The 25,899-nt window shown below is 61.9% G+C and carries 24 protein-coding genes; 10 read left to right on the top strand and 14 right to left on the bottom strand.

Annotation, left to right across the window (positions count from 1 at the left end):
• Window positions 1–11: 11 nt before the first annotated feature.
• The 4 genes from D0550_RS15530 to D0550_RS15515 form a co-directional block, all read right to left on the bottom strand.
• Window positions 12–1,616, bottom strand: coding sequence for a PepSY-associated TM helix domain-containing protein (locus D0550_RS15530; RefSeq protein WP_153067188.1), 1,605 nt, complete (start codon window positions 1,614–1,616; stop codon window positions 12–14).
• Window positions 1,613–1,810 (bottom strand): hypothetical protein, encoded by a 198-nt coding sequence (locus tag D0550_RS15525; protein ID WP_206606316.1) that lies wholly within the window; start codon window positions 1,808–1,810, stop codon window positions 1,613–1,615. The genes D0550_RS15530 and D0550_RS15525 overlap by 4 nt, the downstream gene beginning before the upstream one ends.
• Before the next feature lie 374 nt (window positions 1,811–2,184).
• A complete protein-coding gene (locus tag D0550_RS15520) occupies window positions 2,185–3,198 on the bottom strand; it encodes a transposase (RefSeq protein WP_116810100.1) in 1,014 nt (337 codons plus the stop codon).
• A gap of 145 nt (window positions 3,199–3,343) precedes the next feature.
• The gene (locus tag D0550_RS15515; RefSeq protein ID WP_206606315.1) at window positions 3,344–4,045 is read right to left on the bottom strand and encodes a hypothetical protein; all 702 of its coding nucleotides are present in this window, start codon (window positions 4,043–4,045) and stop codon (window positions 3,344–3,346) included.
• A 332-nt stretch (window positions 4,046–4,377) separates the two neighbouring features.
• Here D0550_RS15515 and D0550_RS15510 point away from each other — a divergent pair, with 332 nt between their 5' ends.
• The 3 genes from D0550_RS15510 (at window position 4,378) to D0550_RS15505 (ending at window position 7,882) form a co-directional block, all read left to right on the top strand.
• Window positions 4,378–6,372 carry a PAS domain-containing hybrid sensor histidine kinase/response regulator gene (locus D0550_RS15510; protein WP_116810098.1) on the top strand — a complete coding sequence of 665 codons (1,995 nt, stop codon included), beginning with the start codon at window positions 4,378–4,380 and terminating at the stop codon, window positions 6,370–6,372.
• Window positions 6,369–6,482, top strand: a complete 114-nt coding sequence (locus D0550_RS37155; RefSeq protein WP_414717297.1) for a hypothetical protein — start codon at window positions 6,369–6,371, stop codon at window positions 6,480–6,482. Before D0550_RS15510 ends, D0550_RS37155 begins: the two co-directional genes overlap by 4 nt.
• 260 nt (window positions 6,483–6,742) lie before the next feature.
• Window positions 6,743–7,882, top strand: a complete 1,140-nt coding sequence (locus tag D0550_RS15505) for a DEAD/DEAH box helicase (RefSeq protein ID WP_116810097.1) — start codon at window positions 6,743–6,745, stop codon at window positions 7,880–7,882.
• Here D0550_RS15505 and D0550_RS15500 read toward each other — a convergent pair.
• Complete coding sequence (locus D0550_RS15500) at window positions 7,879–9,117, bottom strand: DEAD/DEAH box helicase (protein WP_116810194.1); 1,239 nt, start codon at window positions 9,115–9,117, stop codon at window positions 7,879–7,881. The two genes, D0550_RS15505 and D0550_RS15500, sit on opposite strands and share 4 nt — an antisense overlap.
• 11 nt (window positions 9,118–9,128) lie before the next feature.
• Complete coding sequence (dbpA, locus tag D0550_RS15495; RefSeq protein WP_116810096.1) at window positions 9,129–10,499, bottom strand: ATP-dependent RNA helicase DbpA; 1,371 nt, start codon at window positions 10,497–10,499, stop codon at window positions 9,129–9,131.
• Between the two features lie 83 nt (window positions 10,500–10,582).
• Between dbpA and D0550_RS15490 the strand changes: the two genes are divergently transcribed.
• Window positions 10,583–11,179, top strand: coding sequence for a DUF1415 domain-containing protein (locus D0550_RS15490; RefSeq protein ID WP_206606313.1), 597 nt, complete (start codon window positions 10,583–10,585; stop codon window positions 11,177–11,179).
• 11 nt (window positions 11,180–11,190) lie between these two features.
• Here D0550_RS15490 and D0550_RS15485 read toward each other — a convergent pair whose 3' ends face one another.
• From D0550_RS15485 to D0550_RS15450, 7 genes are all read right to left on the bottom strand, one after another.
• Window positions 11,191–11,940 (bottom strand): 3-keto-disaccharide hydrolase, encoded by a 750-nt coding sequence (locus tag D0550_RS15485; RefSeq protein WP_116810095.1) that lies wholly within the window; start codon window positions 11,938–11,940, stop codon window positions 11,191–11,193.
• 93 nt (window positions 11,941–12,033) lie between these two features.
• Window positions 12,034–12,720: an RNA polymerase sigma factor gene (locus D0550_RS15480; RefSeq protein WP_116810094.1), complete on the bottom strand. Its 687-nt coding sequence runs from the start codon at window positions 12,718–12,720 to the stop codon at window positions 12,034–12,036.
• The gene (locus tag D0550_RS15475) at window positions 12,717–13,061 is read right to left on the bottom strand and encodes a cupredoxin domain-containing protein (RefSeq protein ID WP_414717298.1); all 345 of its coding nucleotides are present in this window, start codon (window positions 13,059–13,061) and stop codon (window positions 12,717–12,719) included. Before D0550_RS15475 ends, D0550_RS15480 begins: the two co-directional genes overlap by 4 nt.
• The gene (locus D0550_RS15470; RefSeq protein WP_116810093.1) at window positions 13,045–13,593 is read right to left on the bottom strand and encodes a DUF4142 domain-containing protein; all 549 of its coding nucleotides are present in this window, start codon (window positions 13,591–13,593) and stop codon (window positions 13,045–13,047) included. The genes D0550_RS15475 and D0550_RS15470 overlap by 17 nt, the downstream gene beginning before the upstream one ends.
• A 100-nt stretch (window positions 13,594–13,693) precedes the next feature.
• Window positions 13,694–14,086 carry a RidA family protein gene (locus D0550_RS15465; RefSeq protein WP_116810092.1) on the bottom strand — a complete coding sequence of 131 codons (393 nt, stop codon included), beginning with the start codon at window positions 14,084–14,086 and terminating at the stop codon, window positions 13,694–13,696.
• A 314-nt stretch (window positions 14,087–14,400) separates the two neighbouring features.
• Complete coding sequence (locus tag D0550_RS15455; protein ID WP_116810090.1) at window positions 14,401–17,427, bottom strand: AAA domain-containing protein; 3,027 nt, start codon at window positions 17,425–17,427, stop codon at window positions 14,401–14,403.
• An 87-nt stretch (window positions 17,428–17,514) separates the two neighbouring features.
• Complete coding sequence (locus D0550_RS15450; RefSeq protein ID WP_161965846.1) at window positions 17,515–18,975, bottom strand: AAA domain-containing protein; 1,461 nt, start codon at window positions 18,973–18,975, stop codon at window positions 17,515–17,517.
• A 124-nt stretch (window positions 18,976–19,099) separates the two neighbouring features.
• On the opposite strand from D0550_RS15450, the gene D0550_RS15445 reads away from it, so the two are divergent.
• Genes D0550_RS15445 through D0550_RS15420 form a run of 6 tightly spaced genes read left to right on the top strand, consistent with a single transcriptional unit; the run spans window position 19,100 to window position 24,356 of the window.
• A complete protein-coding gene (locus D0550_RS15445; RefSeq protein ID WP_116810191.1) occupies window positions 19,100–20,122 on the top strand; it encodes an AAA family ATPase in 1,023 nt (340 codons plus the stop codon).
• Between the two features lie 2 nt (window positions 20,123–20,124).
• Window positions 20,125–20,976, top strand: a complete 852-nt coding sequence (locus tag D0550_RS15440; RefSeq protein ID WP_116810088.1) for a DUF58 domain-containing protein — start codon at window positions 20,125–20,127, stop codon at window positions 20,974–20,976.
• Window positions 20,973–21,854 (top strand): hypothetical protein, encoded by an 882-nt coding sequence (locus tag D0550_RS15435; RefSeq protein WP_116810087.1) that lies wholly within the window; start codon window positions 20,973–20,975, stop codon window positions 21,852–21,854. The genes D0550_RS15440 and D0550_RS15435 overlap by 4 nt, the downstream gene beginning before the upstream one ends.
• Window positions 21,851–22,864: a vWA domain-containing protein gene (locus tag D0550_RS15430; RefSeq protein ID WP_116810086.1), complete on the top strand. Its 1,014-nt coding sequence runs from the start codon at window positions 21,851–21,853 to the stop codon at window positions 22,862–22,864. The genes D0550_RS15435 and D0550_RS15430 overlap by 4 nt, the downstream gene beginning before the upstream one ends.
• On the top strand, window positions 22,861–23,397 hold the full coding sequence (locus D0550_RS15425; protein ID WP_116810085.1) for an MxaK protein: 537 nt from the start codon (window positions 22,861–22,863) through the stop codon (window positions 23,395–23,397). Before D0550_RS15430 ends, D0550_RS15425 begins: the two co-directional genes overlap by 4 nt.
• On the top strand, window positions 23,394–24,356 hold the full coding sequence (locus D0550_RS15420) for a vWA domain-containing protein (protein ID WP_116810084.1): 963 nt from the start codon (window positions 23,394–23,396) through the stop codon (window positions 24,354–24,356). Before D0550_RS15425 ends, D0550_RS15420 begins: the two co-directional genes overlap by 4 nt.
• Here the strand turns inward: D0550_RS15420 and D0550_RS15415 are convergent.
• The gene (locus D0550_RS15415; RefSeq protein WP_116810083.1) at window positions 24,332–25,897 is read right to left on the bottom strand and encodes an amino acid adenylation domain-containing protein; all 1,566 of its coding nucleotides are present in this window, start codon (window positions 25,895–25,897) and stop codon (window positions 24,332–24,334) included. The genes D0550_RS15420 and D0550_RS15415 overlap by 25 nt on opposite strands.
• Window positions 25,898–25,899 lie beyond the last annotated feature (2 nt).

Raw genomic sequence — 25,899 nt, 5'->3', positions numbered from 1 at the left:
CTGGACACCCATCACGAACGCCGTCCGGCCCCCGACGACACCTGGACACCCAGCACGAACATCGCTGCCAGGCCCAGCATCGCTAGATCGAAGCCCGCGTAGATCCACAGGCCTTGCGCAATCGAATTGCCCAGGTGCGTGCTGGTGGTCAGCGCATTCACGATAGGCAGCAATGCGAATAACAGCGCCGCCACGGCGAACTGCGTCGACCACGCGCCGCGAGCTCTCTGTAGCGCCGCGACACCAAAACTCAGCGCCCAAAAAATGAAGAAGCAGCGCACCTCCCACGTCGAGCGCTGCGCCAGGTCGATCGGCAGCAAGCGGTTGGCCAGAAAGTATCCAGCGATGGCCCACCAGATTCCCGCGATCGTGCCTCGGCTCAGAACCTGCAAAACCTGGACACCCATGGCGCGGCCTGAAAGCCTGGACCAAAACCTGGACACCCATCGCGGGCTGAGAGCCTGGACACCCATCAATTCCTGATCAGCAGCAAAACCTGGACAGCCATCAATTCCCGCTGGCAGACGCTTGACCGACCACAGAATCAGACCACTGGCCGCCAGTGCTGCACCCAGCATCGCACAGAACGCAAACAACCAGCGTAGCGTCGTCGGCGAAAAATGAGCGGAGTGCAGGCCTTTGAGAACGCCATACGCCCGTAGCGCAGGCAGCTCATCCGGTGTGGACCATAGGACCTCGCCGGTCGTACCGTCGAAAGTCAGCACTTGCGCGTTCGCCGAAATCCGCCCCTCAGCACTGCGTCGCATGTGGATGCGAGCACCCTCGTCATTCGGATGGTCGATGCTGATGCTCGTGGGCAACGCGCCGTCCCAGCGTCGAGCAGCCTCACGCAACAGCGGCGCAATCGGCGCCAGATTGGCACAACGACCGACAGCGGCGCTCGGACCTGGACTAGGAAGAATTTCCGCGAGGAAGGCACCAGAGTCGTAGCGGTATTGCGCGTCCACCGCGGCCGGCATGTACATGAGCATCAACGTGACCAGCCCTGTGTACGTGATCATGACGTGATAAGGCAAAGCAAGCACACCCGCCATGGTGTGCGCTTCCCGCCAGGGACGCGGGCCGGTGCCCCGCCGAAAGGTGAACAGGTTCCGAAAGATGTTCCGGTGAGTGACGATGCCAGTGAGCAGCGAGACGAACATGACCATCGCGCACGCACCCACGATCCAGCGCCCCCGCTCCGACGGCACGCCGAGCTCCGAATGTACTTGACGCAGGAACTCACCGCCGCGTGTGCTACGGCTACGGAGCTCTTCGTGCGTGACCGGATCGAGCTCCACACTTTCGAAGCGTCGAAGTAAATTCGTTTGGCCGCCACCTGACCAGCCCAGACGCAACGTGGGACTGCGGGCGTTCGGCACGTCAATCAACCAACGAGGAGAATCCGGCGCCCGCTGCTGAAGAATGGTCAGCGCCTGTGCGATGGCGTCGGGATGCGGCCGCGCCTGGCTCAACTCAGGCCGCATCCAGTGCGAAATCTCGTCGCGAAAGTAACTGAGCGTGCCGCTGACGAACACCACGTACAGTATCCAGCCGACGACGATCCCGGCCCAGCGATGCAACCCAGCCATCGATTGGCGAAAGCTGCCTGTCATCCCCACATCGTCCTGGTCGCCAGCCACAGCGCCGCCCGGAACACGCCAATTGCGGCAACCAGGCTCAGCACCATGCGCAGGTCACTGCGAATCGCGAACACGCTCAATACGATGCCGGCATAGATCGCAAACGAGAGCATCGTCGCCGCGAGCACCGCCTCCGCTGGTTGCATCGGCAACAGCAGCGCGAGCACGGCAACCACCAATGATGTCAGGATGTAGCCGCCTACAACCGCCGCGACAACTCGGATCGCTATCGAGAGGCGGTCATGCGAAAGGCGGCGTGATGTCACAATGGGGGTGGAGGCTGGTGCTGGTGGATGAGAGCGGACGGAGGATATGCGGCCGCACCGGACCAAAACAGACACAGATTCAGCCAAAACCTGGACACCCACTAAGAGCCCAACCTCAGAATCTGGACACCCATCAACCTCAGGATCTGGACACCCATCAATTCCTGATGCCAACGGGATCTGCACATCCCTCACTCAAGATCGACCTGTTCTCAGCGAAGGCTGCAACGGAAGCCGAAGTCGCGGTTTGAAGCGAGCGCGGCCGCTGACCATGACTATGTCTGCCGTAACCTCCGCGTCGCCCCCACGCCTCGAATCCAGCACTGGCCTAGTCTTCTGGCATGAGCCCGCAAGCGCTCGAGTCGACCTATGGCGCGTCCAAAGAGGTTACCGCCCGGCCGCATCGTTCGCAGCCACGCATCCGCATCGATCTGCAATCGAGCCAGCACGGAGGGCAGATCCTGCTCGATAGCTCCGGGCTTGCCTGCCCGGCGTCGCCGTCCGCTCCAATCGAGCAGTTGCAGGTAATCGAGGAACTCCATCGGTATGCGGGATCGATCCGGACCGGCTGATTGGCTAAAGGGAACCAATGGCGGCGGTACTTGACCGCCCGCCCGGCCGCTTTGCGGTTGCCGCGGCCGCAACGACTCACGCCGGAACTGCCGTAAACGTGCGTGGATCGAAGTGAACTCGGACTCCTCGGGTGTCGCCGCAATGCCTGCCCGAACCGGATTGAGGTCGACGTACGCCATCGCCGTCAGCAAGCCTGTATCGTCCAGCAGCGCCTGCGATTTGAATCGTCCCTCCCAGAACCGGCCGGTGCACTCATCCTCGGCGTTGGCCCGCCGCGCCAGATACTCGTTCAAACAACGCATGTACCAGCTGATATCGATCAATCGCAGGCGCCAGCGCTCGATCAACTGTTCGGCCATCATTTGTTCGGCTGCGCTCGCGCGGCCATCCTGCCAACGCTCGATCAAGGGCGGCGCGCTGAAGAGCTGAGTCCATCTCGTCACAATCTCGGCATGACTCCAGCCGGCGATTCGCTGCCGATCCACTCGCAATACCAGATGATAGTGGTTGCTCATGATGGCGTAGGCACACAGCTCGATCGCGAAGACATCAGCGAGGTGACGCAGCCGGTGCACGACCCAGGCCTTGCGATGCGAGTAGTCCTTACTTGCGTACGCGTCGTAGCCCCACAGCCAGGCACGACGTACACAGCGGGCAACGACGTGGTAGTACGGCGTGTCCTCCAGCGAAATGAGCAACTTGCGTGGATAGCCCATGAGCGCATCATTCCAGCGGCCATCACGCCCTTGAACTCCACTAACTGGGCAATTCGCTAGAAATCCGGCGAACACGGACCCTGCTGGTGTGGTGGGTGTCCAGGCGCTACTCCGCTTCTAGCCGCTAGTGGGTGCCCAACAACGTTCAGTGGGCGTCCAACAACATTTTCAGCTTAGGCAATGCCTCAGTGACGACCGGCACGTCACGATATGCGCCGACCCTTGTGACAATGGATTCGTACATTTTGATCTGGTCCCTCAGTAGCGCATCGACGCTCAGTCCCGCCGCCGTTCGCTGTATCACCGCGATCGCGTAGATTTCTGAGATCAGGACAGCACCGTGCTCGAGAGCGTCACGGCGGATTTTGCGAAGTGTCAGCACCCGATCGGCGACAATGGCGCATTGAGTTGCATCCATGGCTCTTCGCACGAGCATGGCCTCGCGACGTTTGACCGCGCCCCCATCTTCCTGCTCCCGCGCCTCGTCGAGCCTTGCGAGCAGAATTTCGAGGTCCATGATTTCGATGGATTGCGCCCTGATGCAGCCGAGCGCTTCGGCATTGTCTAAATTAACTACTGCATCACTGTGCTGCCGGAATTGCGGTTCTGCCGCGGCGACAGCCGCGACCGCTCGGCGTAGGGCTGATTTTTTCTCGGAGGACGATGCTCCGCCGGTCGACGCGACGCGTACGAGGTGCACGACTGCGTCCGTGACTTCGGTCAGCTGCTTGCGCTCTGGCGTCCTGGGGGTGAACACCTCCGATTGAGGCGTGCAGCCTCCGAATGCCACCATCGCCAGAATTGCGACCACGAGTGCTCGCATCATCTCCGTTTGCATCAGATTCATCCATGACATCGGACATTCGCGCCGGATCATACCGGGCAGAAACTGAACAGAAGCTGGCAGTTGAACGAGCCGGCGTTTTATAGCGTAGCCCCAGTGGCCGAGTTCAACGGCGCGGCTTGTGAGCATTGTCACATTTCGTATTGTCTCGCGTTGACAGCCCAACCGAGGGAAATGAGACGCACGTTCCGCATTCTGTAACGGCCGGTGCATCGCGTCACAAAGTGCTTGCTCGGTGCTGGACAGTGATAACGCTACCTTGCGATGGTCCTCCTCGCAGAAATAAGAGTGCGCCGTCTTACATCGCGGCGCCGGGTCGCTGCAGGGTGGAGCGCATGGGTGTCCAACAAACATTGCTATGGAGCCTGGCCGGGCTGGCGATCGCCTTGTGCCTGTCCATTATCTATCTCGTAGCCAGGCTACGCGCGGTTCAGCGCACTGGCGACGATCGTCAGTCGGGCGAGCGTGCGCTGCTGCGCACGGTGATCGATAACGTTCCCGACTTCATCTATGCGAAGGACGTGGACGGCCGGTTCCTCGTGGCGAACCTCGCGGTCGCCCGCAATCTCGGCATGACTCCGGATCAGCTGCTGGGCAAGCACGACTTCGATCTGTTTCCCCGGGAGGTTGCCAAGAGCTTTCACGAAGACGAGCAGGCGTTGATCCGCTCGGGTCAGCCGCTGGTGGATCGTGAGGAGATCGTGACCGATGCGGCCGGCCAGCCGCACGATTTTCTGACCAGCAAGATTCCGGTGCACGATGACCGAGGCCGTGTGACCGGGCTGGTCGGCATCGGCAGAGATATCACCATGGGTAAGCGCATGGTCGCCGAGATGCGAGTTGCTCGCGAAGCGGCAGAAGCTGCCAATCGCTCGAAGAGCGAGTTCCTTGCCAACATGAGCCATGAGATCCGGACACCCATCAACGGCGTGCTCGGCATGGCGGAGTTGCTGCTCGACACCTCGCTGGACCACACGCAGCGTGACTACGCGCGGACCATTCACGAGAGCGGCAAAGCACTGCTCACCGTGATCAACGACATTCTGGACTTCTCCAAGATCGAGGCGGGCAAGCTCGACCTCGAGCAGGTCGACATGGACCTGCGCAGCATCGTCGAAGACGTTGGCCGGATGATTGCGTTCCAGGCGCATCGCAAACGGCTGGAGCTGGCGCTGGATATCGATGGGGACTTGCCGGCTGCAGTCAAAGGCGATCCCGGCCGCTTGCGCCAGATCCTCACCAATCTCGGTGGCAACGCGCTGAAATTCACCTCCACAGGCGAGGTTGCCATCGAGGTCAAAGTAATGGAGTCGGACAGCAGTGGCACGCTGGTCCGGTTCGAGGTCCGCGATACCGGCATAGGCATTCCCGCGGATCGCATCGATCGTTTGTTCCAGCCCTTCTCGCAAGTCGATGCATCCACCACGCGCCAGTTCGGCGGCACCGGCCTAGGATTGTCCATCGTGCGCCGACTCACGGATCTGATGGGTGGCAAATGTGGCGTCAGCAGCGTGCCCGGCAACGGCTCCACGTTCTGGTTCACGCTGCGTTTCGCGGTAGCGGATCAGAATATCCAGCACCGCACCCCCATGCCGCTGACTCTCAAGGATCGTCGGGTCCTGGTGGTCGACGACAATCAAACGAATCTTAAAATTCTGGCCGGTCAGATGGCTCGTTGCGGCATGCTGGCGACGTGCGTGCCGTCGGCTGCCCGCGCTCTCGAAACATTGCGCATGGCGGCGGCAGCAGGTCTTCCTTATGAAGTCGCGCTACTCGACCACGACATGCCCGAGATGGATGGCTCACAGCTCGGCGCGCTCATCAATGAAGATCCCGCGATCAACTCCACGCGGGTGGTGCTCCTCACCTCCTCCGGCCAACCCGGCGAAAGCTCGCATTTCTCACGCATGGGATTCGCGGCTTATTTGCTGAAGCCCGTGAGCCACAGCGATCTGGTGGACACCCTGATGATCGTCCTGGGCGCCGCGCCCGACGATCGCGACGCGCCCAAACCACCCATCGTCACCCAGCACGAATTGCTGGCGATGCGCGCGCGAGAGAAGCGAACGCGCGTATTGCTCGCCGAAGACAATCTCGTCAATCAGAAAGTGGGCGTGAAACTGCTCGAGAAAATCGGCTGCACGGTCGAAGTCGCCGCCAACGGCAAGGAAGCGGTCCGCGCTTGGGAGACCGGGCACTTCGACGTCATTCTAATGGACTGCCAGATGCCCGAATTGGATGGCTATCAGGCCACGCAACGCAACAAATCCGCGCTCGCGAATCGGCGTCCCATCGCACGCCGATCATCGCGCTCACCGCACACGCCATGAAAGGCGCCGACGAGGAATGCCGGGCGGCGGGTATGAATGACTACATCACCAAGCCGATCGATAGTGAGGTGTTGAGGGCCTGTATTGCCCGGCACTGCGCGAAGAGCTGAGCATGGCTGTCCACTCTCTGGCCCTGCGGAGCATGGCTGTCCATTCTCCGCGGCCCCGCTCTGGTGTTGGCCCTGCGGAACATGGCTGTCCATTCTTTGGTCCGCGCTGCTGCTGCTCCCTGGCTCTGCGGAACATGGCTGTCCATCTTCTGGCCCTCTCTCTGTCTGGCTGGTGTGTGGCTGTCCATTCTCTGGAAGAGCTGAGCATGGGTGTCCAATCTCTGTAGAATTGCCGGAGCCCACTAGACGACCGACTTGCCATGACCTTCACCGAGCTGCAGCTGGCGCCTGATCTGATCGCGGCGCTGGAAAAGCAGCAGATCAGCCGCCCCACCCCCATCCAGAGCGCGGCGCTGCCGGTCTTGTCGGCCGGCCGCGATGCGTATCTGCACGCCGAAACCGGCACCGGCAAGACGCTCGCCTACTTGCTACCGATTTTCGGCCGCCTCGACACCGCTCAGGCCGCCACGCAAGCTGTGATCGTCGCGCCGACCCACGAGCTGGCGCTGCAGATCCATCGTCAATGCTGCGATCTGGCGCAAAATGCCGGCTGGCCGGTGCGTTCGCTGCTGCTGATCGGCGGCACGTCCACCGAGCGGCAAATCGACAAGCTGAAAAAGAAGCCACACCTGGTGGTCGGCTCGCCGGGCCGTATTGCGGAGTTGCTCGCCAGAGGCAAGCTCAAGGCGCAGCATGTTCGCAGCATCGTCATCGATGAGGCGGATCGGCTGCTGAGCGACGAGAGCCTGCTCGCCGTTCGCGCCATCATCCAGGCTGCGCCGCGCACCCGACAGCTGATATTTGCGTCAGCGACGCTGGAGCGCCAGAGCATGGAGATCGTCAAGGAGCTGGCGCCGGAGTTGCTCATGCTCGAGGCGGGCGCCGCCGCAGTCAACGAAAATATCGAGCATCTCTACCTGATCTGCGAAGAGCGCGACAAGCCCGATCAGCTACGTAAGCTATTGCATGCGCTCGCGCCGGAACGCGCGATCGTTTTCGTCCACCGCAACGATGTCGCCGAGAGGATCGCACTCAAACTGGCGCATCATAAAATCCCCGCCGCCGATTTGAATGCGGCGCTCTACAAAGAGGATCGAAAGCGCGCGATGGACGGCTTTCGCAAGGGAACGATTCGAGTGCTGATCGCCTCGGACATCGCCGCACGCGGCTTGGACATCAAAGGCGTCACGCATGTGTTCAACTTCGACGTGCCCACTATAAGCCAGGCGTATCTGCATCGTGTGGGTCGCACGGGCCGCGCCGGCACACAGGGGCTCGCGGTCACACTGATGACCGAAATCGAAGCGAGGCTGGTGCGCCGTTACCAGGAAGAACTCGGCATCGACATGCAGTGCGTGCGCACGCGCGAAGGCAAGGTACTACCTGTCGGACGGCCTTAGTTCAAACCGCCCCGCTCCCGCAGTTTGTCTTTCTTGCTCTTGCGCTTGCCTTTGATCCCACCAGTTCCGGGCGCAGCAGCGACTGGCGCGGCCGTTTCCACCGGCTCGAATCCCGCAACGATCTCGCGAGCCAGCGTCAGCTTGTGTCGCTTTTCAATCAACCGAAAATGCGACTCCGTGCTCGCGCTCACAAAGCTCACCGCAACACCCGACTGGCCGGCACGCCCAGTGCGACCGATCCGGTGAATGTAGTCGTCAGTGGATCGCGGCAGATCGAAATTCACGACCGCGGGCAAGTGCACGATGTCGATGCCGCGGGCCGCGACGTCGGTTGCGACCAGAACCTGTAGCTGCTGCGCTTTGAAATCCGCCAGCGCTTGAGTTCGCGCGCCCTGGCTGAGCTCGCCATGAAACGCCTCGGCGTTGATTCCCGCGCGCCGCAGCTTCTCCGCCACGTGCTCCGTCGAGTACTTGGTGGCGACGAAGACCAGCACGCGAGTCCAGCCGTGCTCCCGAATCAGGCGAAGTAACAACTGAGTGCGACGAGGTGCGTCAACGTGGATGGCACGCTGGTGGATATCCGGCACCGTCGCCGGTGTCGAGGGAACATCGACTCGCAGCGGATCGCGCAGCAGAATCTCTGCAAGCGCGTTGACCGCTGGCGGGAATGTTGCGGAGAACAGCAGAGTCTGACGGCGCTCGGGCAACCAGCTCAAAACGTTCGCAAGCTCGTCTGCAAAGCCAAGTTCCAGCAATCGATCGGCCTCATCGAGTACCAACGTCGCCACCGACCGCAGATGTAAGGCGTTGTGCTCCACCAGATCCAGCAGTCGACCGGGCGTCGCCACGACCATGTCGGCACCGCCTCGCAACGCCATCATTTGCGGATTGATGGATACGCCGCCGAACACCACCGACACCTTGACTGGATCAAGCAAATAGCGCGCGTAGGCGTCGATCGAGGCGCCGATCTGCGCGGCCAGTTCGCGCGTGGGAACGAGGATCAGCGAACGAAGGGGCCGCGGCGTGTCACGCCTGGCTTGCGAATACCGCTGCAGCAGTGGCAGAGCAAACGCCGCCGTTTTACCCGAGCCCGTATGAGCGCACGCCCAAACATCCCGCCCGCTCAGCACGCCCGGGATCACCGCGCTCTGAATGGGAGTGGGCGCGCTGTAATTTCTCTCTTCGACGGCGCGAACGATTTGCGGCGACAGCCCGAGTGAAGCAAAGGTCATGGGCGCGCCCGTCATCCGATCTTCCGAATCCTGAAGCTGCGTCCCTTGATCTTGCCGGCGCGCAACCGCTGCATCGCCCTGGCGTGCGATGCTCGCTCGATGGCCACGTAAGTGCGAGTAGGAAACACATCGATCTTGCCGACGGCAGTGCCGGGCAGTCCAGCATCGCCGGTCAATGCGCCCAGCAGATCGCCGGGACGCAATTTATCCTGACGCCCGGCATCGATTGCCAGTGTGACGAACGGCGCGGACCAAGGTTCGGCATCGGACAGTGGTGGTACTGTGCCCCAGGTGAGTGCTGTGCCCAGCCGCTCTTCAATCACCCTGGCCCGATTTGATTCGCGCGGCGAGCAAAGGCTGAGGGCGATGCCACGGCGACCGGCGCGCCCAGTCCGGCCAATGCGGTGAAGGTGCGTATCAGCATCGCTGGCGATATCGAAGTTGATAACCATCGCCAGATCCGCGATGTCCAACCCGCGCGCGGCGACATCTGAGGCAACCAGAATAGTGCAGCTCCGATTCGCGAAGCGCACCAGCATCTCCTCACGGTCGCGTTGATCCAAGTCGCCATGCAACGCCAGCACCGAGAAGCCGCACTTGAACAGATCCTCGGCGACGGCGCGCACTTCTTGTCGAGTGTTACAAAACACCACTGCGGACTCCGGCCGATGCTGCAACAGCAGGGATTCGAGCGCATGCAGTTTCGATTCGGCCTCGACCTCGAAAAACGTCTGCTCGATCAGTATCTCGTCCGCTTCGCTCGCGATCGTTACGTCCAGGGCATCACGTTGAAACTCGCGGCTCAGCTCGCGAATCGACTGCGGAATGGTCGCTGAGAACAGCAGCGTCTGCCGCTGCTCCGGCGTGACCTGAACGATGGCGCCGATTGCGTCCGCGAACCCCATGTCGAGCATGCGATCCGCCTCGTCGAGCACCAACACCTTGACTGCTTGCAGCGGCAACGCCTGCATCTCGATCAACTCGAGAATGCGACCTGGCGTGCCGACCACGATGTGGGGCTCGTGTGCGAGCGAAGCCAGATGTGGCCGCAAGGGCACGCCGCCGCAGAGGGTCAGCACTTTCACATTCGGTATGAAGCGCGCCAGCCGCCGGATTTCGCGACTGACCTGGTCCGCCAGCTCGCGTGTCGGGCATAACACCAGACCTTGCAGTTGAACCACCGTCGCATCGAGCGACGACAACAAGCCGAGCGCGAAAGCTGCCGTCTTGCCGCTGCCAGTACGCGCCTGCGCTACGACGTCACGCCGGGAAAGGATGGCGGGCAGGCTCGCCTCCTGTACCGGAGTCATCTGCGCATAACCCACTTCCGCCAGTGCCCGCTGCAGCGGCTCGATCATCGTCAATTTGGAGAATTCAGTCATCCCACCATGATCGCACGTATTACACTGCCCATCGACCAGGCTCGGCACGCCGGCCTCTCCTTCCTCCCGACCTGAAGAGCACCTTGAACAAGCCACCCGACGCAGAAACCCTGAGCGCCACGCCCGGGCAGGACGGCGTCCCGTCCGAAGAGCAGGTCATTGCAGCAACCCGCGTCTGGCTCGAACGAGCGGTGATTGGCCAGCAACTCTGCCCTTTCGCGGCGGTCCCGTATCGAAGCGATCGCGTGCGCTTCTGTGTCAGCGCGCAGCGCTCCGCCGACGGGCTGCTCGAAGACCTGTGTCGTGAACTGCAGCTATTGCGGGATACAGACCCGCTCCAGTGCGAGACCACGCTGCTCATTCACCCCCACGCGTTGAATGATTTTCTCGACTACAACGATTTCCTCGACGTCTGCGACGCCGCGGTGGCCGAGCTGGGATTGGAAGGCGAATTGCAAGTGGCCAGCTTTCATCCGGACTATCAATTCGCCGGCACCCGCAAACAGGACATCACGAACTTCACCAATCGCTCGCCCTATCCGATGTTGCATCTACTGCGCGAAGCCAGCATCGAGCGCGCGGCGGCAAGCTTTCCGGACATCGACCAGATTGGCCCCCGGAATATGGACACCCTGCGTCGACTGGGTCACGAAGGATGGCGGCGACTTTGGCTCGATTGACGCGGCATCCCTCAAAGCTTCCGCAGCCAAATGTTACGGAAGCGCACCTCGTGCGAATGATCCTGCAAGCGGATGGGCATGTCGCCGTGGGCCTTGTAGCTCGGCGCACCAATGTAAGCCGTGGCGCCTTTTAGTGAAACGTTGTTCTGTATCAGCACGCCGTTGTGGAGCACCGTCATGCGCGCCGGCGAATTCAGCGAACCGTCGGCAGCAAACCGCGGCGCTGTGAAAATAATGTCATAGGTTTGCCATTGGCCGGCGGGCAGGCTGGCATTCACGAGCGGCGGATATTGTTTGTAGATAGCGCCCGCCTGGCCGTTGACGTACGTTTTGTTCTCAAACGTGTCGAGCACCTGCACCTCGTACACGTCCTGCAGAAACACGCCGCTGTTGGCACGATCCTGATCGACTTTGTCCGCTGGCAGTGGCGGCGCGTACCATTCGACATGCAGTTGCACGTCGCCGAAGCTGGCGCGAGTTTGAATGTCACCCGTGCCTGGCGCGACCACGAACTCGCCCTGCTCCACTCGCCACTTGGCCGGCCCGCCATCCTTTTCGCTTTTCCAGGCATTCAGATGTTTGCCGTCGAAGAGCACGACAGCGTCCGAAGGCGGCGCTCCGGCAGTCGCACCCGGCGTCACTTTCTTCGGGACCGGCGACCACACTTCGGTGGCTTTCGGGTCACCGGCGGGCGCATTCGCTGCCTGCGCAGCCACCGTTAACAAGCCGGCGAGCACTGCCAGAAGTTTGGGTCGATACATCAGCTCCCTCGATGAAGACGACTGGCGCTGGGCGCCGATCAGGCGTTGTACCACAAGACTCGCGATATTGGCTGCGCCCGCTACTTTCTTGCCTCAAGATTGTTCACTGAGGCGAGCGAGAACCCGGGCGATCACGCCATCACAACGCCCGCCGCCGAACTCGAACACGTCGCGCTCCGCCAGATCGATTTCCTGTGCCAACGCTTCACGCAGCAAGCTCCGCGCGCGGAAATGACGGCTGCGCACGGTGTCTTCGGGAATATCTAGGGTTAGTGCGGTGTCCTGCACACTGAGCTCTTCGACGGAACGCAGTACAAAGACCAGACGGAACGGCTCCGGCAGCTCATCGAGCTTGTGTTCCAGAATATCTCGTATCTGCGCGCGACCGATCGCCTTGTCGGGCAGCTCCGATTCCCGGGCAGCCACGGAATCGACTTCGGGTCTGTTGGTTGAACTGACCATGGGAATCACATTCTGGCGGCGATGGTTACGACGCAAGCGCCCCGAGCACTCATTCAGGACCAGACGCGATAGCCAGGTGGACAGTGCCGCATCACCGCGGAACTGCGGCAACGACTGATACGCAGATAGATACACTTCCTGCAGCACATCGTCGGCTTCGGTCGGGTCTTTGAGAACCGCCCTCGCGAGTCGATAGAGGCGACGATTGTAGCGACGCATCAGCCCCGCGAAGGCGACCTGATCTCCTCCCGCGACACGACGCGCGATGGAGATGTCGTCCTCATCCGTCGGCACTGACGATGCGATATCAGTTGTCATTGGACGATCAGCGTCCCCTTCATGCTTGGATGATAAGTGCACGTATAAGTGTAGCGGCCCGACGCGGTTGCAGTGTACGTCCAGGATTGTCCGGCGGCGATGTCACCCGAGTCGAATGTTTTCCCGTCCGCAGTCACGGTGTGCGGAAACAGATCCTTGTTGACCCAGACTACCCGGTCGCCGCGCCTGACCGACAGCTTCACAGGATCGAAGCGCATATTCTCGATGCTGACAGTGTGGGTCGCCGGCTCCGCAGACAGGGCGCGGTCAGCGACCGTCGCCACTGCCAGGAGCGAACTGCCCACCACCGCCAGCATGCGCCGATCAGCCACTGGTCTTATCCAAGGAAGTCTTGTCCAAGGAAGCCTGCAGTTCCTTTGCATGGTCCAGATGCGCAACGAATGCCGGCCGCACCTTGACCAGGAGCGCCTTCAACTCTGCATTCTGCGCGTTGGGAATCAGCGTCTGGTCCATCGCGTCCAGCACCGCCTGGTGATAAGCGACTTCGTGATCGATATAAGCTTTGTCGAACGCCGGGCCGCTCAGCTTCTTCAGTTTCGCGAGGTTCTCATCGCCGCCCTTCTGCAAGCTCTTGCTGGTGTCGTTCGGCGCCGGCGTCACGTGCAGTTTCGTGACGAGCGCCTCGGCCGATTTGTTTACGCCGCTGTGGTCCGTGACCATGCGTTGCCCGAAGTCTCTGACTTCCTGCGAGTGGCCGTGGGATTGGGCCAGCTTGCCGGCGTCGATATCGATCTGATTTGCGGTGACGACGATATGGGCAATCTGCGCATCGGTCGGGCCGGCGTTCGCTGCACCAGCGTTGACAGCAACGAGCGCAAGCGCCGCTGCGAGCGCGGTAAGCCAAGTGTTCATGGGTCGCTCCTGATTTAAGGGATCCTACGTGACATTGGATGTCACGAGTCGGAGCGCCGTTCCCGAGCGCGTTTTTGTTGGAACTCCAGCTTGGTGATATTCAGCCAGGAATACGCGCGATAACCTTGATCTCGAAATCGAACCCCGCGAGCCAGTTGACGCCGATCGCCGTCCAGTTCGGATAGGGCGCTTGCGGGAAGACTTCGCTCTTGACGGTCATGATCGTGCCGAACTGATTTTCGGGATCGGTATGGAAGGTCGTCACGTCGACGATATCGTCAAGCCCGCATCCACCCGCTTGCAGGGTCGCCTCGAGATTGGCGAATGCCAGACGGACCTGAGCCTCAAAGTCCGGCTCGGGCGAGCCGTCACTGCGACTGCCGACCTGACCGGAAACGAAAAGGAGATCACCTGATCTGATCGCCGCGGAATACGTCTGTGACGTGTAGAGGTCATGTCGACCGGCGGGGAAAACGGCGTCACGTCGGGCCATATGGGAATTCTCCTCACGGATGGGATGTAGGTCGACACCCGACTGAAGCCAGAAAATCACATAGCTGGGTGCTTCGTTAGCAACGTTTCGAGCGTCGCGATGAAGAAGTCCGGTACTTCCTCCGCCACGAAATGACCGCTTCCGAGTGCCGTCACGCTCTGCAGATCGCGGGCTTCATCACGAAGCGAATGGGTGAGGATATCACCAGCGCTATGCTCGCCTGCTAGCGCGTCCGAGTACCCGCCAGCAGGCAATCGACCAGCACGAGGCTTTAAACGATGTCAGGCTGCAAATACGCGAGCGGCCACCGATGCCTATGGCTGTCGCCCGAGCTTTCTGCGCGGCCTGGCCGCCTTCCTCGGTTCGGATTCCGGCGGCTCGCCAGCTACCGCAACCGGGGCCGTTGAGGTCGCCGGCACGATCGGCCGGCCCGTCATTTCCTGTAGTTCCTCGACCAGGGATTTCGCGGGCGTATCCTCGACAGGTGCGGCTGCCACTTCCTCCGGCTCGACCGGCTCGATGCCGAGCTCTTGCAAACGATCGAACACCCGACGCAACGCCGCGTCCGGATCTCGATAGAACGCACTGCCACGGATGCGCACGAACTCCCACCCGAGGCGCTCGAGCACGGCTTGGCGCGCAACGTCCTCAGTGAGGCTCTCGGGTGTGCGATAACGATCGCCGTCGCACTCCACCGCCAGTCGCTTGCCGTCGCTCTCGATCACCATGTCGATGCGGAAGTGACCAATGCTCATCTGCTGTTTCACGCGGAAGCCGGCGGCCGTCAGGCGCTTCGCCACTTCGCGTTCGAGCGGCGACTCCGGCTCCAAGCGTTCCCGCTCGGCACCGGGTGCAGACAGATTCGGCTGCTGCGCATGCTGGAGCAATTGGAAACGCAAGTCATCGGTCTTCAGGTCGTGATCCGCATCGAATGAATACACGACCCAGAGCTGATCTCGCGCACGGCTCGCGGCAACGTTGTAACGTTTCTTGACCAGCTCATACGCGCCTTCTCGCACCGTGCGTAGTGCGGCCTCTTCCGGCGCGCTATCCACGAGCGACAACAAGATGATGTCGCGCTCGTCGCCCTGGAACTCGGCCGAGATGCCGGCGAGGATGCGCCGCTTCTCCAGCTCTACGCTGTCGATCCGCTTGTGGAGTAGCGACTGGATCAATAGCGCCTGCTCCTCCTTCACCATCGAGATCACGCCGATGGTCTTGCCGTCGTAGGCGGGATGGCGCGTCATCGCTTTGATCAACGACACGATCGCTTCGGCCTCTTTCGGGTTCACATCTCCCTGCCGCCCCCCTTCCACTGGATACGGAACGCACGCCGGCTTGATGTGTGTCGAATTCGCCGCACGCAGCGGCAGAATCTTGCCGTCGTAGGACAGCCGATTGCTGAAGGCAATGATCTCCGGCACCGAGCGGAAATGCTCGATCAACCGCACCGCATCTCCAAACGCCTGCCGCCCGATGTCATAGATGGAGGACATGGCATCGAACAGATGTGCGTTCGGGAAGTCATGCAGCATCGACTTGCGCAGATTCTCGAGCGCGGTCTGTTCCTTGCCCACGCCCAAGGGCGTCACTTGCTCGTGGTCGCCGACGATGACGACTTGCCGCGCCATGTACAGCGGGATGAGCGCATTGAGATCCGCCTGGCTGGCCTCGTCGACGATCACCAGATCGAAGCGCGTCGCCCGCGGATCGAACGTCTCGGCGACCATGGAGATCGGCATGATCCACACCGGCACCGCTTCGACCGAATGTTTCATGAGCTTGCGGGCTTCGGTGAGCAATGTCTGGCGACGCTCGGGATGACGGGTCGACATCAAGCGCTTCGCCGTATCCAGCCAGCCGATCAGCGCTTGCCGGATCGCATTGTTTCCTTGCAGGCGCGCCAGCTGCTGGCCCCACGCGGTAGCGTCGATCAGCTCCTGGGTCACGGGCCGCAAGCGGTCGCGGCTGCGATCCGCTTCATACTGCAGCGTCTGGGCATCCAGTCGGTCCATCTGCACCAGCGCGTCATGCAGCTGACGATAGATCCAGGCCAGTTCCAGATCGCCCGGTGGATGACCCTTGTCATGCGGCGCCTTGCGATCCTGCAAGCGGTCCGCCCAGCGAGGTGCAACGTCGCGAAGGCGCGCCAGCAATTCGTCACGTTCCGCCGTCAGCGGCTTCACGGCCAACAGGCGCTGCACGTACTCGATCGCCGCTCTATATCCATTCGCATCGCGAGCTTCGACCGCTGCGAGCAGTCGGGAAGTGCATCCCGCGCCGATGGACTTCGGATCGATGTCGCCAACTCGCGTGGCGAGCTGGTCGAACCAGTCATCGATTTCACGGCGCTTGCGCCGGTCCGCTTCAGTGGCGAGCAATGGCGGCAGCACTTCAGCAGACAGTCGCTCGACCGTCTGATACTCCGCCAACGGGCTCGGCTCGCGCGGAATCTGCGCAACCAATTCATCCAGTCGCAAGCCTTCGTCGCGCAGGGCATCGGCTAGCGTGCCCCACGTATGCGCATGCCAATCGAGACAATGACGCATCTCGTCCGTGAGCGCCCGGCAGGCCAGCTCCGGCTCCGGCCCCATGGAGCGAAACAGCGAATTGATGTGTCCGCCGATGAGTGCATTCCAGGCGTCTTCGATTTCGAGCCGCCGCACTTCCAGGTCGGCCACCATCTCCAGCACATGGAAGTGATCGATACGAGAGGGCTCCCCCGCCGCGACCGACGCGGACTTCACGAACTGTCGCCACTCCGAGCGCGCGGCCATCGTCAGGAAGCCCAAGCCTCGCCCCGCCTCCAGGTGTTGCACGATCTCCTGAGCGATGCGTCTCTGGGTTTCCGCCGACATCGACTTGGACAACTGCGGCCGATGGTGGCGCAACAGCGCGCATTGAGCGTTCGCTTCTGCCGCCTCTTCGATGCCGTGAATCAATTGCTCCCAAACTTCGCGCTGTGTGCCGCCGTTGATGCCGGCGACGATGGCGTACGGCCGCCACGCCTGCCGGCGTCGCAGCTCCGAGAATTCTTCGGCCAAGGTGGCGGCTAGCGCGTGGATCGCCGCGCTGCTGCCGGTTTGCGTCCATCGATGCGTGCCCGCGGACAAGTCCGCCGCTGCGAGCCGCTGATGTTCCGACGCTTGCGATTCAAACTCGCGCTCGGCCGGCAATTCATCGAGATTGGGTAGCGGACGACGCGCGTCCTGCTCCTCATCCGCCGTGAATGCGGCACCCAAAGCATATAGGCGGCCTAGCTCGTTGGAATTGAGCGGCAACGACACCGCAAGTTTCACCGGCCCCGGAATCCACGCGTGCTGCGCACCGTGCGCCTTCACGTACTTCGCGGCGTCGGACGGCGAGAAACGCCGCTCATCGACTGTGATCTCGCGATACTCGTTTTTTTTCGAGCGCCTTCGCGCAGATCACGCTTGCAGCACCTTCAGTTCCGTGAGCAACTCTCTGCGCCGCTGCCCAAGCCGCGTGGCCCGCGACACCAGCGACGCACTGGTCTCGGTCGTCAATCGTTCGGTGATGGAGCCGATGGATGTTTCCAATTGACGTCGCGCATCCTGGTCGCTGCCCAACACGGCGACACATAACGGACGCAACACATCCGGCACCTTGTCACGCAGCACGCGCAACGCTTTCGCGGTCTGCGCCGTGACGAGGATCGACTTGCCCTGGGCGAGCTGGTGGCCGATCAAGTTCGCAATCGTATGCGTCTTGCCGGTGCCGGGAGGACCTTGCACCAGCACCGAGCCGCTGTGGCTCAAGCGCTTGATGATCTGGATCTGCTCCTGGTTCGCTTCCTTGCCGAGCAGCACGTCATCGTCTTCGATCGGAGCCGCAGCCACCGTCGCCGGAGCTTCCTCGACCGCCGTGCCCGCAATCTGCACCATCGCCGGCGCAAACGCTTTGCGCTGATCGATATCGTCGATGATGGCGTCAACCGCATTCGCGATACCACCGACGCGCTTGCGCAGTATCAGCATCGGATCGCGCCACATGCGCGGCGCGTCGGAAGGTTCGTCGGTAATGCGCTCCTTGAACAGGCGGCCACTGGTGGGCGATAGCGTCTGCACCAGCGTCTTCAGATAACTTTCCGTGTCGTCGCCACCCCACGGATGCAGGTTGGAGTTTTCCAGCTCCGCTGTTCGATTGCGCAGCGATGCCGCCGCCGCGTTCTGCAAGTCCACGAACAGCGCGCTGTACAACTCGGTCGGCCGATCCGTCTCGTGAATGCTGAATTCCGCGGCGCTGGCATCGAAGCGCAGCTCGACCCGCTTGAGCATCACCGGATGATCGATGGGAACACTGCCTTCGATCGACGAGACCGCACGCCAATTGAGCCGGCCATCGGCAGCAACCAGCTCGAGCAGTTCGCCGTCGCGCTCGATGGCCGAATGAATCTCATAGAACAGCTCGAAAAAGCCCAGCGCCTTGCGGGCGGCGAGCTCCGAAACGGCCCACTCCTCGCGCACAGCAACCCAGGCCTCGAAATCCGCCAGGCGCTGCTGGTCATCGTCGAAACGAATATTGAGCGGCGGGCTATCGGCAGCCGCGACGTTGCGAGTCGCCGAGAAATACGCCGCCTTGGTGGGATCGTCCCAGTCCGGTAACAGCCAGTTGCTGACGTTGAACGGCGGCGCTGGACACTGCGTCGACGCTGGACGCGCGATCCGTAACAGACAGTCGTCCGAAACATGCGCGCCGTCGTTGGGACCGGGACGATTGATCTGCACGCACGGATGATCCGGCGCATCGGCCAGCCGAATCGCCCGAGGATGCTGGCTCACATGTCGAACTGGAGGAAACCGCAGCTGGTTGGCTTCCTTCAGGAACAGGTAGAGCTGCCGGAGTTTGTGCCGAATGTGATCGATCATCTGACCAGTATTCGGCGCCGCGTCTGAACCAGATTTAAGGACGTGGCAAATTGGCGCGGAAAGCACCAGACTAGGCCCCAGCGCGGTGTCGCAGGTCGGTAGAGTCTCCTCAGCGAGGGTTCCGATGGCTTCCGACGAACAGCTGCAAGATTGGCGGGATCGGGCGTTGCGGGTCGAGGAGGAAGTCGGCCGAGCCATCATCGGCCAGCGCGACACCATTTGGCTGATCAATGTGGCGCTGTTCGCTCGCGGGCACGTGCTGCTCGAAGGCGATGTGGGCGTGGGCAAGACGACCATTCTGCGCGCCTTCTCTCGCGCCATCGGCGGCGATTTCGAGCGCGTCGAGGGCACCGTCGATCTGATGCCGGGCGACCTCATCTATCACACCTACGTCGACGCCGAAGGCAAGCCGAGGATCGAGCCAGGTCCATTGCTCCGGCACGGCGAACGGCTGGCGACATTCTTCTTCAACGAGATCAACCGCGCTCGCCCGCAGGTTCAATCCCTGCTGCTGCGCGCGATGGCCGAGCGCACCGTCTCGGCATTCAATCGCGAGTATCAATTTCCGCACATGATCGTGTTCGCCGACCGCAACCGGGTCGAGAAGGAGGAAACCTTCGAGCTCGCGTCCGCGGCTCGCGACCGTTTCATGTTCGAGCTGCGCATGCCCACGCCCGTCGAGCCGGAAATACGTCGCTCATTGGTGTTCGATCCCGACTTTCACGACGTCGACCAGCTGATCGAACGAGTCGCCGAGGCCATTCTGCCCTGGCAACAGTTGAATGAGATCGGTGCGGCGATCCAGCGCAGTATCCATGCGAGCGAGGTACTGGAACGCTACGTGTTGGATTTATGGGCTGCGAGTCAGGCCCCTGAGAGCTTTGGCGTGCGACTGGATGGCGTCGACATGTCGAAGCTGATACTCGCCGGTGTGAGTCCTCGCGGCATGATGTCTCTGACGCGTGCCGCGCGCGTCGTAGCCTGGCTCGCCGGCCGAACTCACATGACGCCAGCGGACATTCACGCAGTGGCTCCGTGGACACTCGGCCATCGAGTGTTCTTTACGCCGGTGTACGAGTTGCGTCGGACGCAGCTCGCCCCGGCGCTCATCGAACAAATTCTGGAACACGTCCCAACGCCGCGCTGACGATGAACACCTCACGCGAGTTTCACTACAGATTGCCGCGCCGATCCGGTGGCTGGCGACCTGGCTCGCATCCCGGCTCGAGCCTCGGCGCCGGCCAGGAGTTCGTCTCGCACGTGAGCCTTTACGACCGGCCGGATCCACGCCGGCTGGATCTGCGTGCCAGCCTGCGTGAAGTTCGCGGAGATTGGCTGGTTCGAGTCAATCGCCAGCGGGTCAGCGTGCCGGTCCATGTCATCGCTGACGTTTCGACCTCGATGAGCTTCGGCTTTCCCAAGTCGAAGCTGCAGGTCGTGGCAGATTTCGTGACAGCGCTCGGGCACAGTGCGTTCCGTGTTGGCGATTCGCTCGGCATGCTCGCGTTCGATGCGCGAGAGCGCCGGGACCTGTTCGTACCAGCGCTGTTGAGTCGTGGCGTGGGCGAAGTAATGGCTTCGATGCTAGCCAGCTGCGAAGGCACGGCCGGCAGCGATGGATTGGAGGAAGCCGCCTTACATCTGGCCGGACGTCACGGTTTGACCTTCCTCGCTTCCGACTTTCACTGGCCACTGGATCGATTGGATGGCGTGCTCGATCTGCTCGCGCACTCCTACATCGTACCGCTCGTCGTCTGGGATCCCGCCGAGGCACAATCTCCGAAACACGACGGGCTCATGCCCCTGAGAGATGTGGAGTCCGGCCGTCGGAGCACCCTCTGGTTGCGGCCAAATATGCGCGCTCGCTGGCACGAGGCCGTGGAACGACGGCGTGCCGAGTTGAATGCGCTATTCACGGCCCGGGGCATTCGTCCTTTCTACATCAGCGGCGAATTCGACAGCGAGGCGCTATCGCACTATTTCTTCGAGGCCACGGTATGAGCCGCGGCATCGAAATGTTACGGGTTACGCTGGTGATCGTACTCACAGCCGGCGCGGCCAATATGATGGCCGCTCAACAGCGCGTGGTGCCCACCACCGTGGAGCAGCCACGGCCGTTCGGGTACGTCATTGGGGACGTCGTCACGCAACGCGTGCTGCTAACGACGCCGCGTGAGGAATTCGAGCCCACCGCGCTGCCGCCAGTACAGCGCGTCAACAATTGGTTCGTGCGTCGCGCGAGCAGAATTGAAGCGGCTCCGGACGGGAGACGTTGGCTGGTGGTCGACTATCAGCTGATCAACTCGCCACAGGCGCTCGCCACCGTCCGGCTGCCCGCGTGGAAGATCGAGGACAAGGCCCATGGCACGCAGCTCGATATTCCGGCGGCACCGCTCAGCGCCGCCCCACTGGTCTCGAATTCTTCGTCCAGTACTGACGTCGAACTTCGACCGGATCGCGAAGTATCGACCGTCGACACCGACTCCCCGCGCGCGAATGTACTTCTCTGGTCAATCGCGCTGGGTGTCATCTTGCTGGCATGGCTTGCCTGGCTGCAGTGGCGCAATTGGCGGGACAGTTACAACCGACCGTTCGCGCGAGCCCTGCACCAACTGCGACGTATGGATGAGATGGCGCCTGAGGCCTGGCAAACCGTGCACCGCGCCTTCGACCAGACCGCCGGTCGTGTGCTGCAAATAGATACCTTGCCCACTTTGTTCGAACGGGCGCCATATCTGCAGCCGCAGCGCGCGGACATCGAACGTTTTTTCGCTCAATCCAACGAGCGATTCTTCGGCACCGGAGCGCAGAGCAACCTCTTGTCGGTGCGTGCGCTCTGCCTCGAGCTGCGCCGAATCGAACGGCAGCACGCGCAATGAGCAGCTCACTCGCGTTCGAGCATCCATGGGTGCTGCTACTCCTGCCGCTGGCGCTGCTGCCACTGTTGCGCAGTCGACGTGACACACTCGCGTTTCCGTCCGTCGCCTGGCTGCCGCGGGACCGTGTGGGCCGCATCATCGGCTGGCTTTGGCCTGCGTTTGCAGTCCTCGCTCTGGCGAGCAGCATCTTCGCGTTGGCTCAGCCAGGCCGTCCGCAAACGCAGGTGCAGAGAACCGGCAAAGGCGCGGAGATCCTGGTGCTGCTGGATCGTAGTCGCAGCATGGATGATCGGATGCTGCCCGCCAACTGGCGAGAGCTCGATCCGACCACGCTGCTACATCACCTCGGGCGCGGCCCGCAAAAGGCTCAGGTGGCACGCCAGTTGTTGTCACAGTTCGTCACACGGCGTCCCGACGATCGCTTTTCGCTGATGTACTTCAGTAATCGGCCGCTGAGTGTCGTGCCATTCACTCAGCACGATGCAGTCATGCTAGCAGGCATCGAGGCAGGTGGCGTCGGCCGTGGGTTGGCCGATACAGAGGTGGGCCGCGCACTCACCGCAGGGATCGCCCAGTTCGATCAACGCGCTTACTCGGGCAGTCGAATCATGCTGTTGGTGTCGGACGGGGGCGCGCACCTGGATGAAGACACGAAAAAGCGCATCCGCATCGGGCTCGCACGCAATCGCATCGCGCTCTACTGGATCTATCTGCGCTCCTACAACAGCGCGACACTCGACACCACCGAGGCGCGCTGGGAAAACGCACCCGAGATGGCTTTGCATCGCTTCTTTCAGACGTTACAAACGCCCTATCGCGTGTATCAGGCCGAGGACCCTGAGAGTCTATCCAGAGCAGTCGCCGACGTCGGACTCCAACAGAACCTGCCGCTCGATTTCATGGAGCAGATTCCACGCCAGGACTATAGCCGCCTGTTTCTCGCCGTCGCCGCGTTCTCGTGCACGATGCTGCTGTTGTATCGCTCCATGTTGCTGCGGAGCTTGCCGTGAAGCGCTCCACTGTTCATAGCGCGTTCGCCGTGGCTGCGCTCGTGTGCGGAAGCCTGGTCGTGTATCACGCGCTACGCCTCGATCAGATCAAACGCACCAACGCGGCGATTGCGAGTGCACGCGTATCGGACTTCCAAGCAGACGTGCCGGAAGCCCGCTTTGCACGTGCGCTGGCACTCGCCCGCGCCGGTGATTCCGACCCTGCGGTGAAAGCCTACAAAGCGCTGATCGAGGGCGACCGCCGCGATCTGAGCCAGGCCGCGCGCTACAACCTCGGCAACTTGTATATGCGTGACGCGCTCGTGAACGGCCCGAGCCAGGCATTCCGGTCGCTGCCGCTCATCGAGCTGGCGAAACAGCAGTATCGAGACGTCTTGCGCAACGAGCCGGCGGACTGGGACGCCCGATACAATCTTTCGCGCGCTTTGCAGCTGGCACCGGAGCTCGAACAGGAGCTCGAAGAAAAGGAAGCCCCGCCGGAGAAGGAGCAGAGTCCCAGCACCCTGCAAGGGGTGAGGATCGACCTGCCATGAGGTCGCTGCGCGTGGCGCTGGACAAAGACTCGCGCGTCATCACGCTCGCGCTGCTGTTGCTGTTGATTGCGCTCGTCATGCCCTCCGTCGAGCTGCCACACGATGCTTACGACTACATCCTGGTCTTCGACATCAGTCAGAGCATGAACGTCGAGGATTACCAACTCGACGGAGCGCCGACGAGCCGACTTGCCTTCGCACACGAGGCGGCTCGCCACCTGTTGCGCGATCTGCCTTGCGGCTCTCGCGTCGGCTGGGCCGCGTTCACCGGCTACCGGACGATCCCGTTGCTCGCCCCCGTCGATGTCTGCGCTTACTACAACGACTTGCTGGCATCGCTCGATCAGATCGATGGACGAATGCGCTGGTCCAATGCGAGCGAAATCACCAAGGGCGTGTATTGGGCGGTGCAGACGGCGCGGGAAATGAAGCTCTCACCGGCGGGACACCCCGACGTCGTTTTCATTACTGACGGCCAGGAGGCACCGCCGCTCGATCCTCGCAATCCTCCCCGACTGCTCGAAGATCTGCCGAATCATGCGATCCACGGCTGGCTCATTGGAACCGGCGCCGACACGCCCAGTCCGATCCCGAGAATCGATGAGGAAGGTCATCGCCAGGGTTACTGGCGCGCCGATGAGGTCCTCCAACCCAGCGCCATTGGCGACACTAGCGTGCCAGACCTGGAACATCTGTCCGGACTGCGCGAGCCACATCTGCAAGCGCTCGCGGATCAGGTCGGATTCAACTACGCGCGGTTGACCGATCTCGCATCGCTGAGCAAGGCTCTGCGCGACCAGCGATTCGCACGGCGTCGGCCGACACCGACCGATCTGTATTGGTTACCTGCGTCGATTGCAGTGTTGTTGCTCGCGCTGCGCTTCCGGCCGGATTGGCGCCAACTCCAACGACACTCCCCTCGCGAAGGCCGTGCTCAAGCGACCGTCCGCAACCGCTGATAGTCGATCTTGTCCGTCGAGGTTCTCGGCAGCGCCGGTACGACGGAGAAGATGTCGGGAATCATGTAAGGCGGCAGCGCCTGTGCCGAATACGCTTTTAGAGCGATGCGGGTCAGTGTTCTCTCTTCTTGGCAAGCCACGAACGCCAGGATCCGAACCCCCGACTCCGGATCGGGGAGCGCGATCACTGCCGCCTCACGCACATCCGGATTACGCAGCAGTGCGGCTTCGATCTCGCCCAGCTCTACGCGGTACCCGCGCCGCTTGACCATGCGATCGCGGCGGCCAACATATCGATAGCCAACCTCCGGTTCCTCACAAACGATATCGCCGGTTCGATACCAGCGCTCACCCGTCTCGTCCACGAGGAAGGCACGCTCATTGTGATCAGGCAGATTCCAATAGCCGCGCATCACGTTTGGACCCGACACGAGCAACTCGCCCGACTCTCCGGCGGCGACGCAGTCGCCTCGATCATCTACGACCTTGCCGCGGTTTGGCGGACAGATCCTGCCGATCGGAAACGTGGACATTTGCTCCAACCGTGCGTCCGGCGGCACTTCGTACCATGTGCAAACGTTCGTTTCCGTGGGGCCATACAAGTTGAAGTACTGCGGCTGCGTCCACATGGCCTGCAGCGCCCGGTATTGCGGAATCGGAAAGACCTCGCCCGCGAAGAACACCATGCGCAGCGATCCAAAGTCGTGTTTAGCGAGCTTGCCGTAGTTGGCCAGCAGACTGAGGATGGAGGGAGTCGAGTACCAAACGGAAATGCGCTCGGCGGCGATTGCAGCCGCCAGCTTGATGGGCTCCTTGCCCAGTTCCTCTCCAATCAGCACGAGCGTTGCGCCGTGCTTCAACGAGACATAGATGTCGAGAATCGACAGGTCGAAGTGAAACGGCGCGTGCGATGAAAAGCGATCGTCGGCGCGCGGCGCGAAGGTCTCGCTGCACCAATCGATGAAACTCAGCGCGTTGCCATGCGAGAGGACCACACCCTTGGGTTTACCCGTCGACCCAGAGGTATAGAGAATGTAGGCGATATCGTCCGCGCCGGTCTCGACCGATGCGACCGAGGCCGCCGGCTCAGATCGCTGTAACGTTTCCAGCAATTCCTCCATCGGCTGCGTTGCCCCGACGTCGAGCACGAGCCTCGTAGGCGACGCCGCCAGGCTCCCAAGGGCATCGACAAGCTCAGATTCCAAGTCGCGCTCGGTCACCACAACCTTCACGTTGCAGTCATTCAGAATGTACGCAGCGCGCGCAGCCGGCGACTCGGCATCCACTGGAACGTAAGCAGCACCCGCTTTCAGAGCACCAAAGATCGTTGCGACCGCCTCGATCGATTTGTGCAGCCTTAGGCCCACGCGATCGCCACGGCGAACGCCCATATGGACCAGTCGATCGCGCACCCGGTCGGAGAGCGCGGACAGTTGCGAGTAGGTAACGCTTCGTCCGCCAGGAACCGTGACCGCGATTTTCTCCGGGAATTCGCGCGCCGTGTGCTCGAGCAAACCGGCCAGGGATCGAACCGCGCTCATGG

The organism is Steroidobacter cummioxidans, from assembly GCF_003104955.1.
The sequence above is the reverse complement of the archived record's forward strand: the minus strand, read 5'-3'. Positions and strand labels throughout refer to the sequence as shown.

What these genes read in the sequence shown, in the direction of transcription:
- D0550_RS15530 (WP_153067188.1), bottom strand. Translation starts at nt 1,616, where the DNA reads ATGACAGGCAGCTTTCGCCAATCGATGGCTGGGTTGCATCGCTGGGCC.
- D0550_RS15520 (WP_116810100.1), bottom strand. Translation starts at nt 3,198, where the DNA reads ATGGGCTATCCACGCAAGTTGCTCATTTCGCTGGAGGACACGCCGTAC.
- D0550_RS15515 (WP_206606315.1), bottom strand. Translation starts at nt 4,045, where the DNA reads ATGAATCTGATGCAAACGGAGATGATGCGAGCACTCGTGGTCGCAATT.
- D0550_RS15510 (WP_116810098.1), top strand. Translation starts at nt 4,378, where the DNA reads ATGGGTGTCCAACAAACATTGCTATGGAGCCTGGCCGGGCTGGCGATC.
- D0550_RS37155 (WP_414717297.1), top strand. Translation starts at nt 6,369, where the DNA reads ATGAAAGGCGCCGACGAGGAATGCCGGGCGGCGGGTATGAATGACTAC.
- D0550_RS15505 (WP_116810097.1), top strand. Translation starts at nt 6,743, where the DNA reads ATGACCTTCACCGAGCTGCAGCTGGCGCCTGATCTGATCGCGGCGCTG.
- D0550_RS15500 (WP_116810194.1), bottom strand. Translation starts at nt 9,117, where the DNA reads ATGACCTTTGCTTCACTCGGGCTGTCGCCGCAAATCGTTCGCGCCGTC.
- dbpA (WP_116810096.1), bottom strand. Translation starts at nt 10,499, where the DNA reads ATGACTGAATTCTCCAAATTGACGATGATCGAGCCGCTGCAGCGGGCA.
- D0550_RS15485 (WP_116810095.1), bottom strand. Translation starts at nt 11,940, where the DNA reads ATGTATCGACCCAAACTTCTGGCAGTGCTCGCCGGCTTGTTAACGGTG.
- D0550_RS15480 (WP_116810094.1), bottom strand. Translation starts at nt 12,720, where the DNA reads ATGACAACTGATATCGCATCGTCAGTGCCGACGGATGAGGACGACATC.
- D0550_RS15470 (WP_116810093.1), bottom strand. Translation starts at nt 13,593, where the DNA reads ATGAACACTTGGCTTACCGCGCTCGCAGCGGCGCTTGCGCTCGTTGCT.
- D0550_RS15465 (WP_116810092.1), bottom strand. Translation starts at nt 14,086, where the DNA reads ATGGCCCGACGTGACGCCGTTTTCCCCGCCGGTCGACATGACCTCTAC.
- D0550_RS15450 (WP_161965846.1), bottom strand. Translation starts at nt 18,975, where the DNA reads ATGATCGATCACATTCGGCACAAACTCCGGCAGCTCTACCTGTTCCTG.
- D0550_RS15445 (WP_116810191.1), top strand. Translation starts at nt 19,100, where the DNA reads ATGGCTTCCGACGAACAGCTGCAAGATTGGCGGGATCGGGCGTTGCGG.
- D0550_RS15440 (WP_116810088.1), top strand. Translation starts at nt 20,125, where the DNA reads ATGAACACCTCACGCGAGTTTCACTACAGATTGCCGCGCCGATCCGGT.
- D0550_RS15435 (WP_116810087.1), top strand. Translation starts at nt 20,973, where the DNA reads ATGAGCCGCGGCATCGAAATGTTACGGGTTACGCTGGTGATCGTACTC.
- D0550_RS15430 (WP_116810086.1), top strand. Translation starts at nt 21,851, where the DNA reads ATGAGCAGCTCACTCGCGTTCGAGCATCCATGGGTGCTGCTACTCCTG.
- D0550_RS15420 (WP_116810084.1), top strand. Translation starts at nt 23,394, where the DNA reads ATGAGGTCGCTGCGCGTGGCGCTGGACAAAGACTCGCGCGTCATCACG.
- D0550_RS15415 (WP_116810083.1), bottom strand. Translation starts at nt 25,897, where the DNA reads ATGAGCGCGGTTCGATCCCTGGCCGGTTTGCTCGAGCACACGGCGCGC.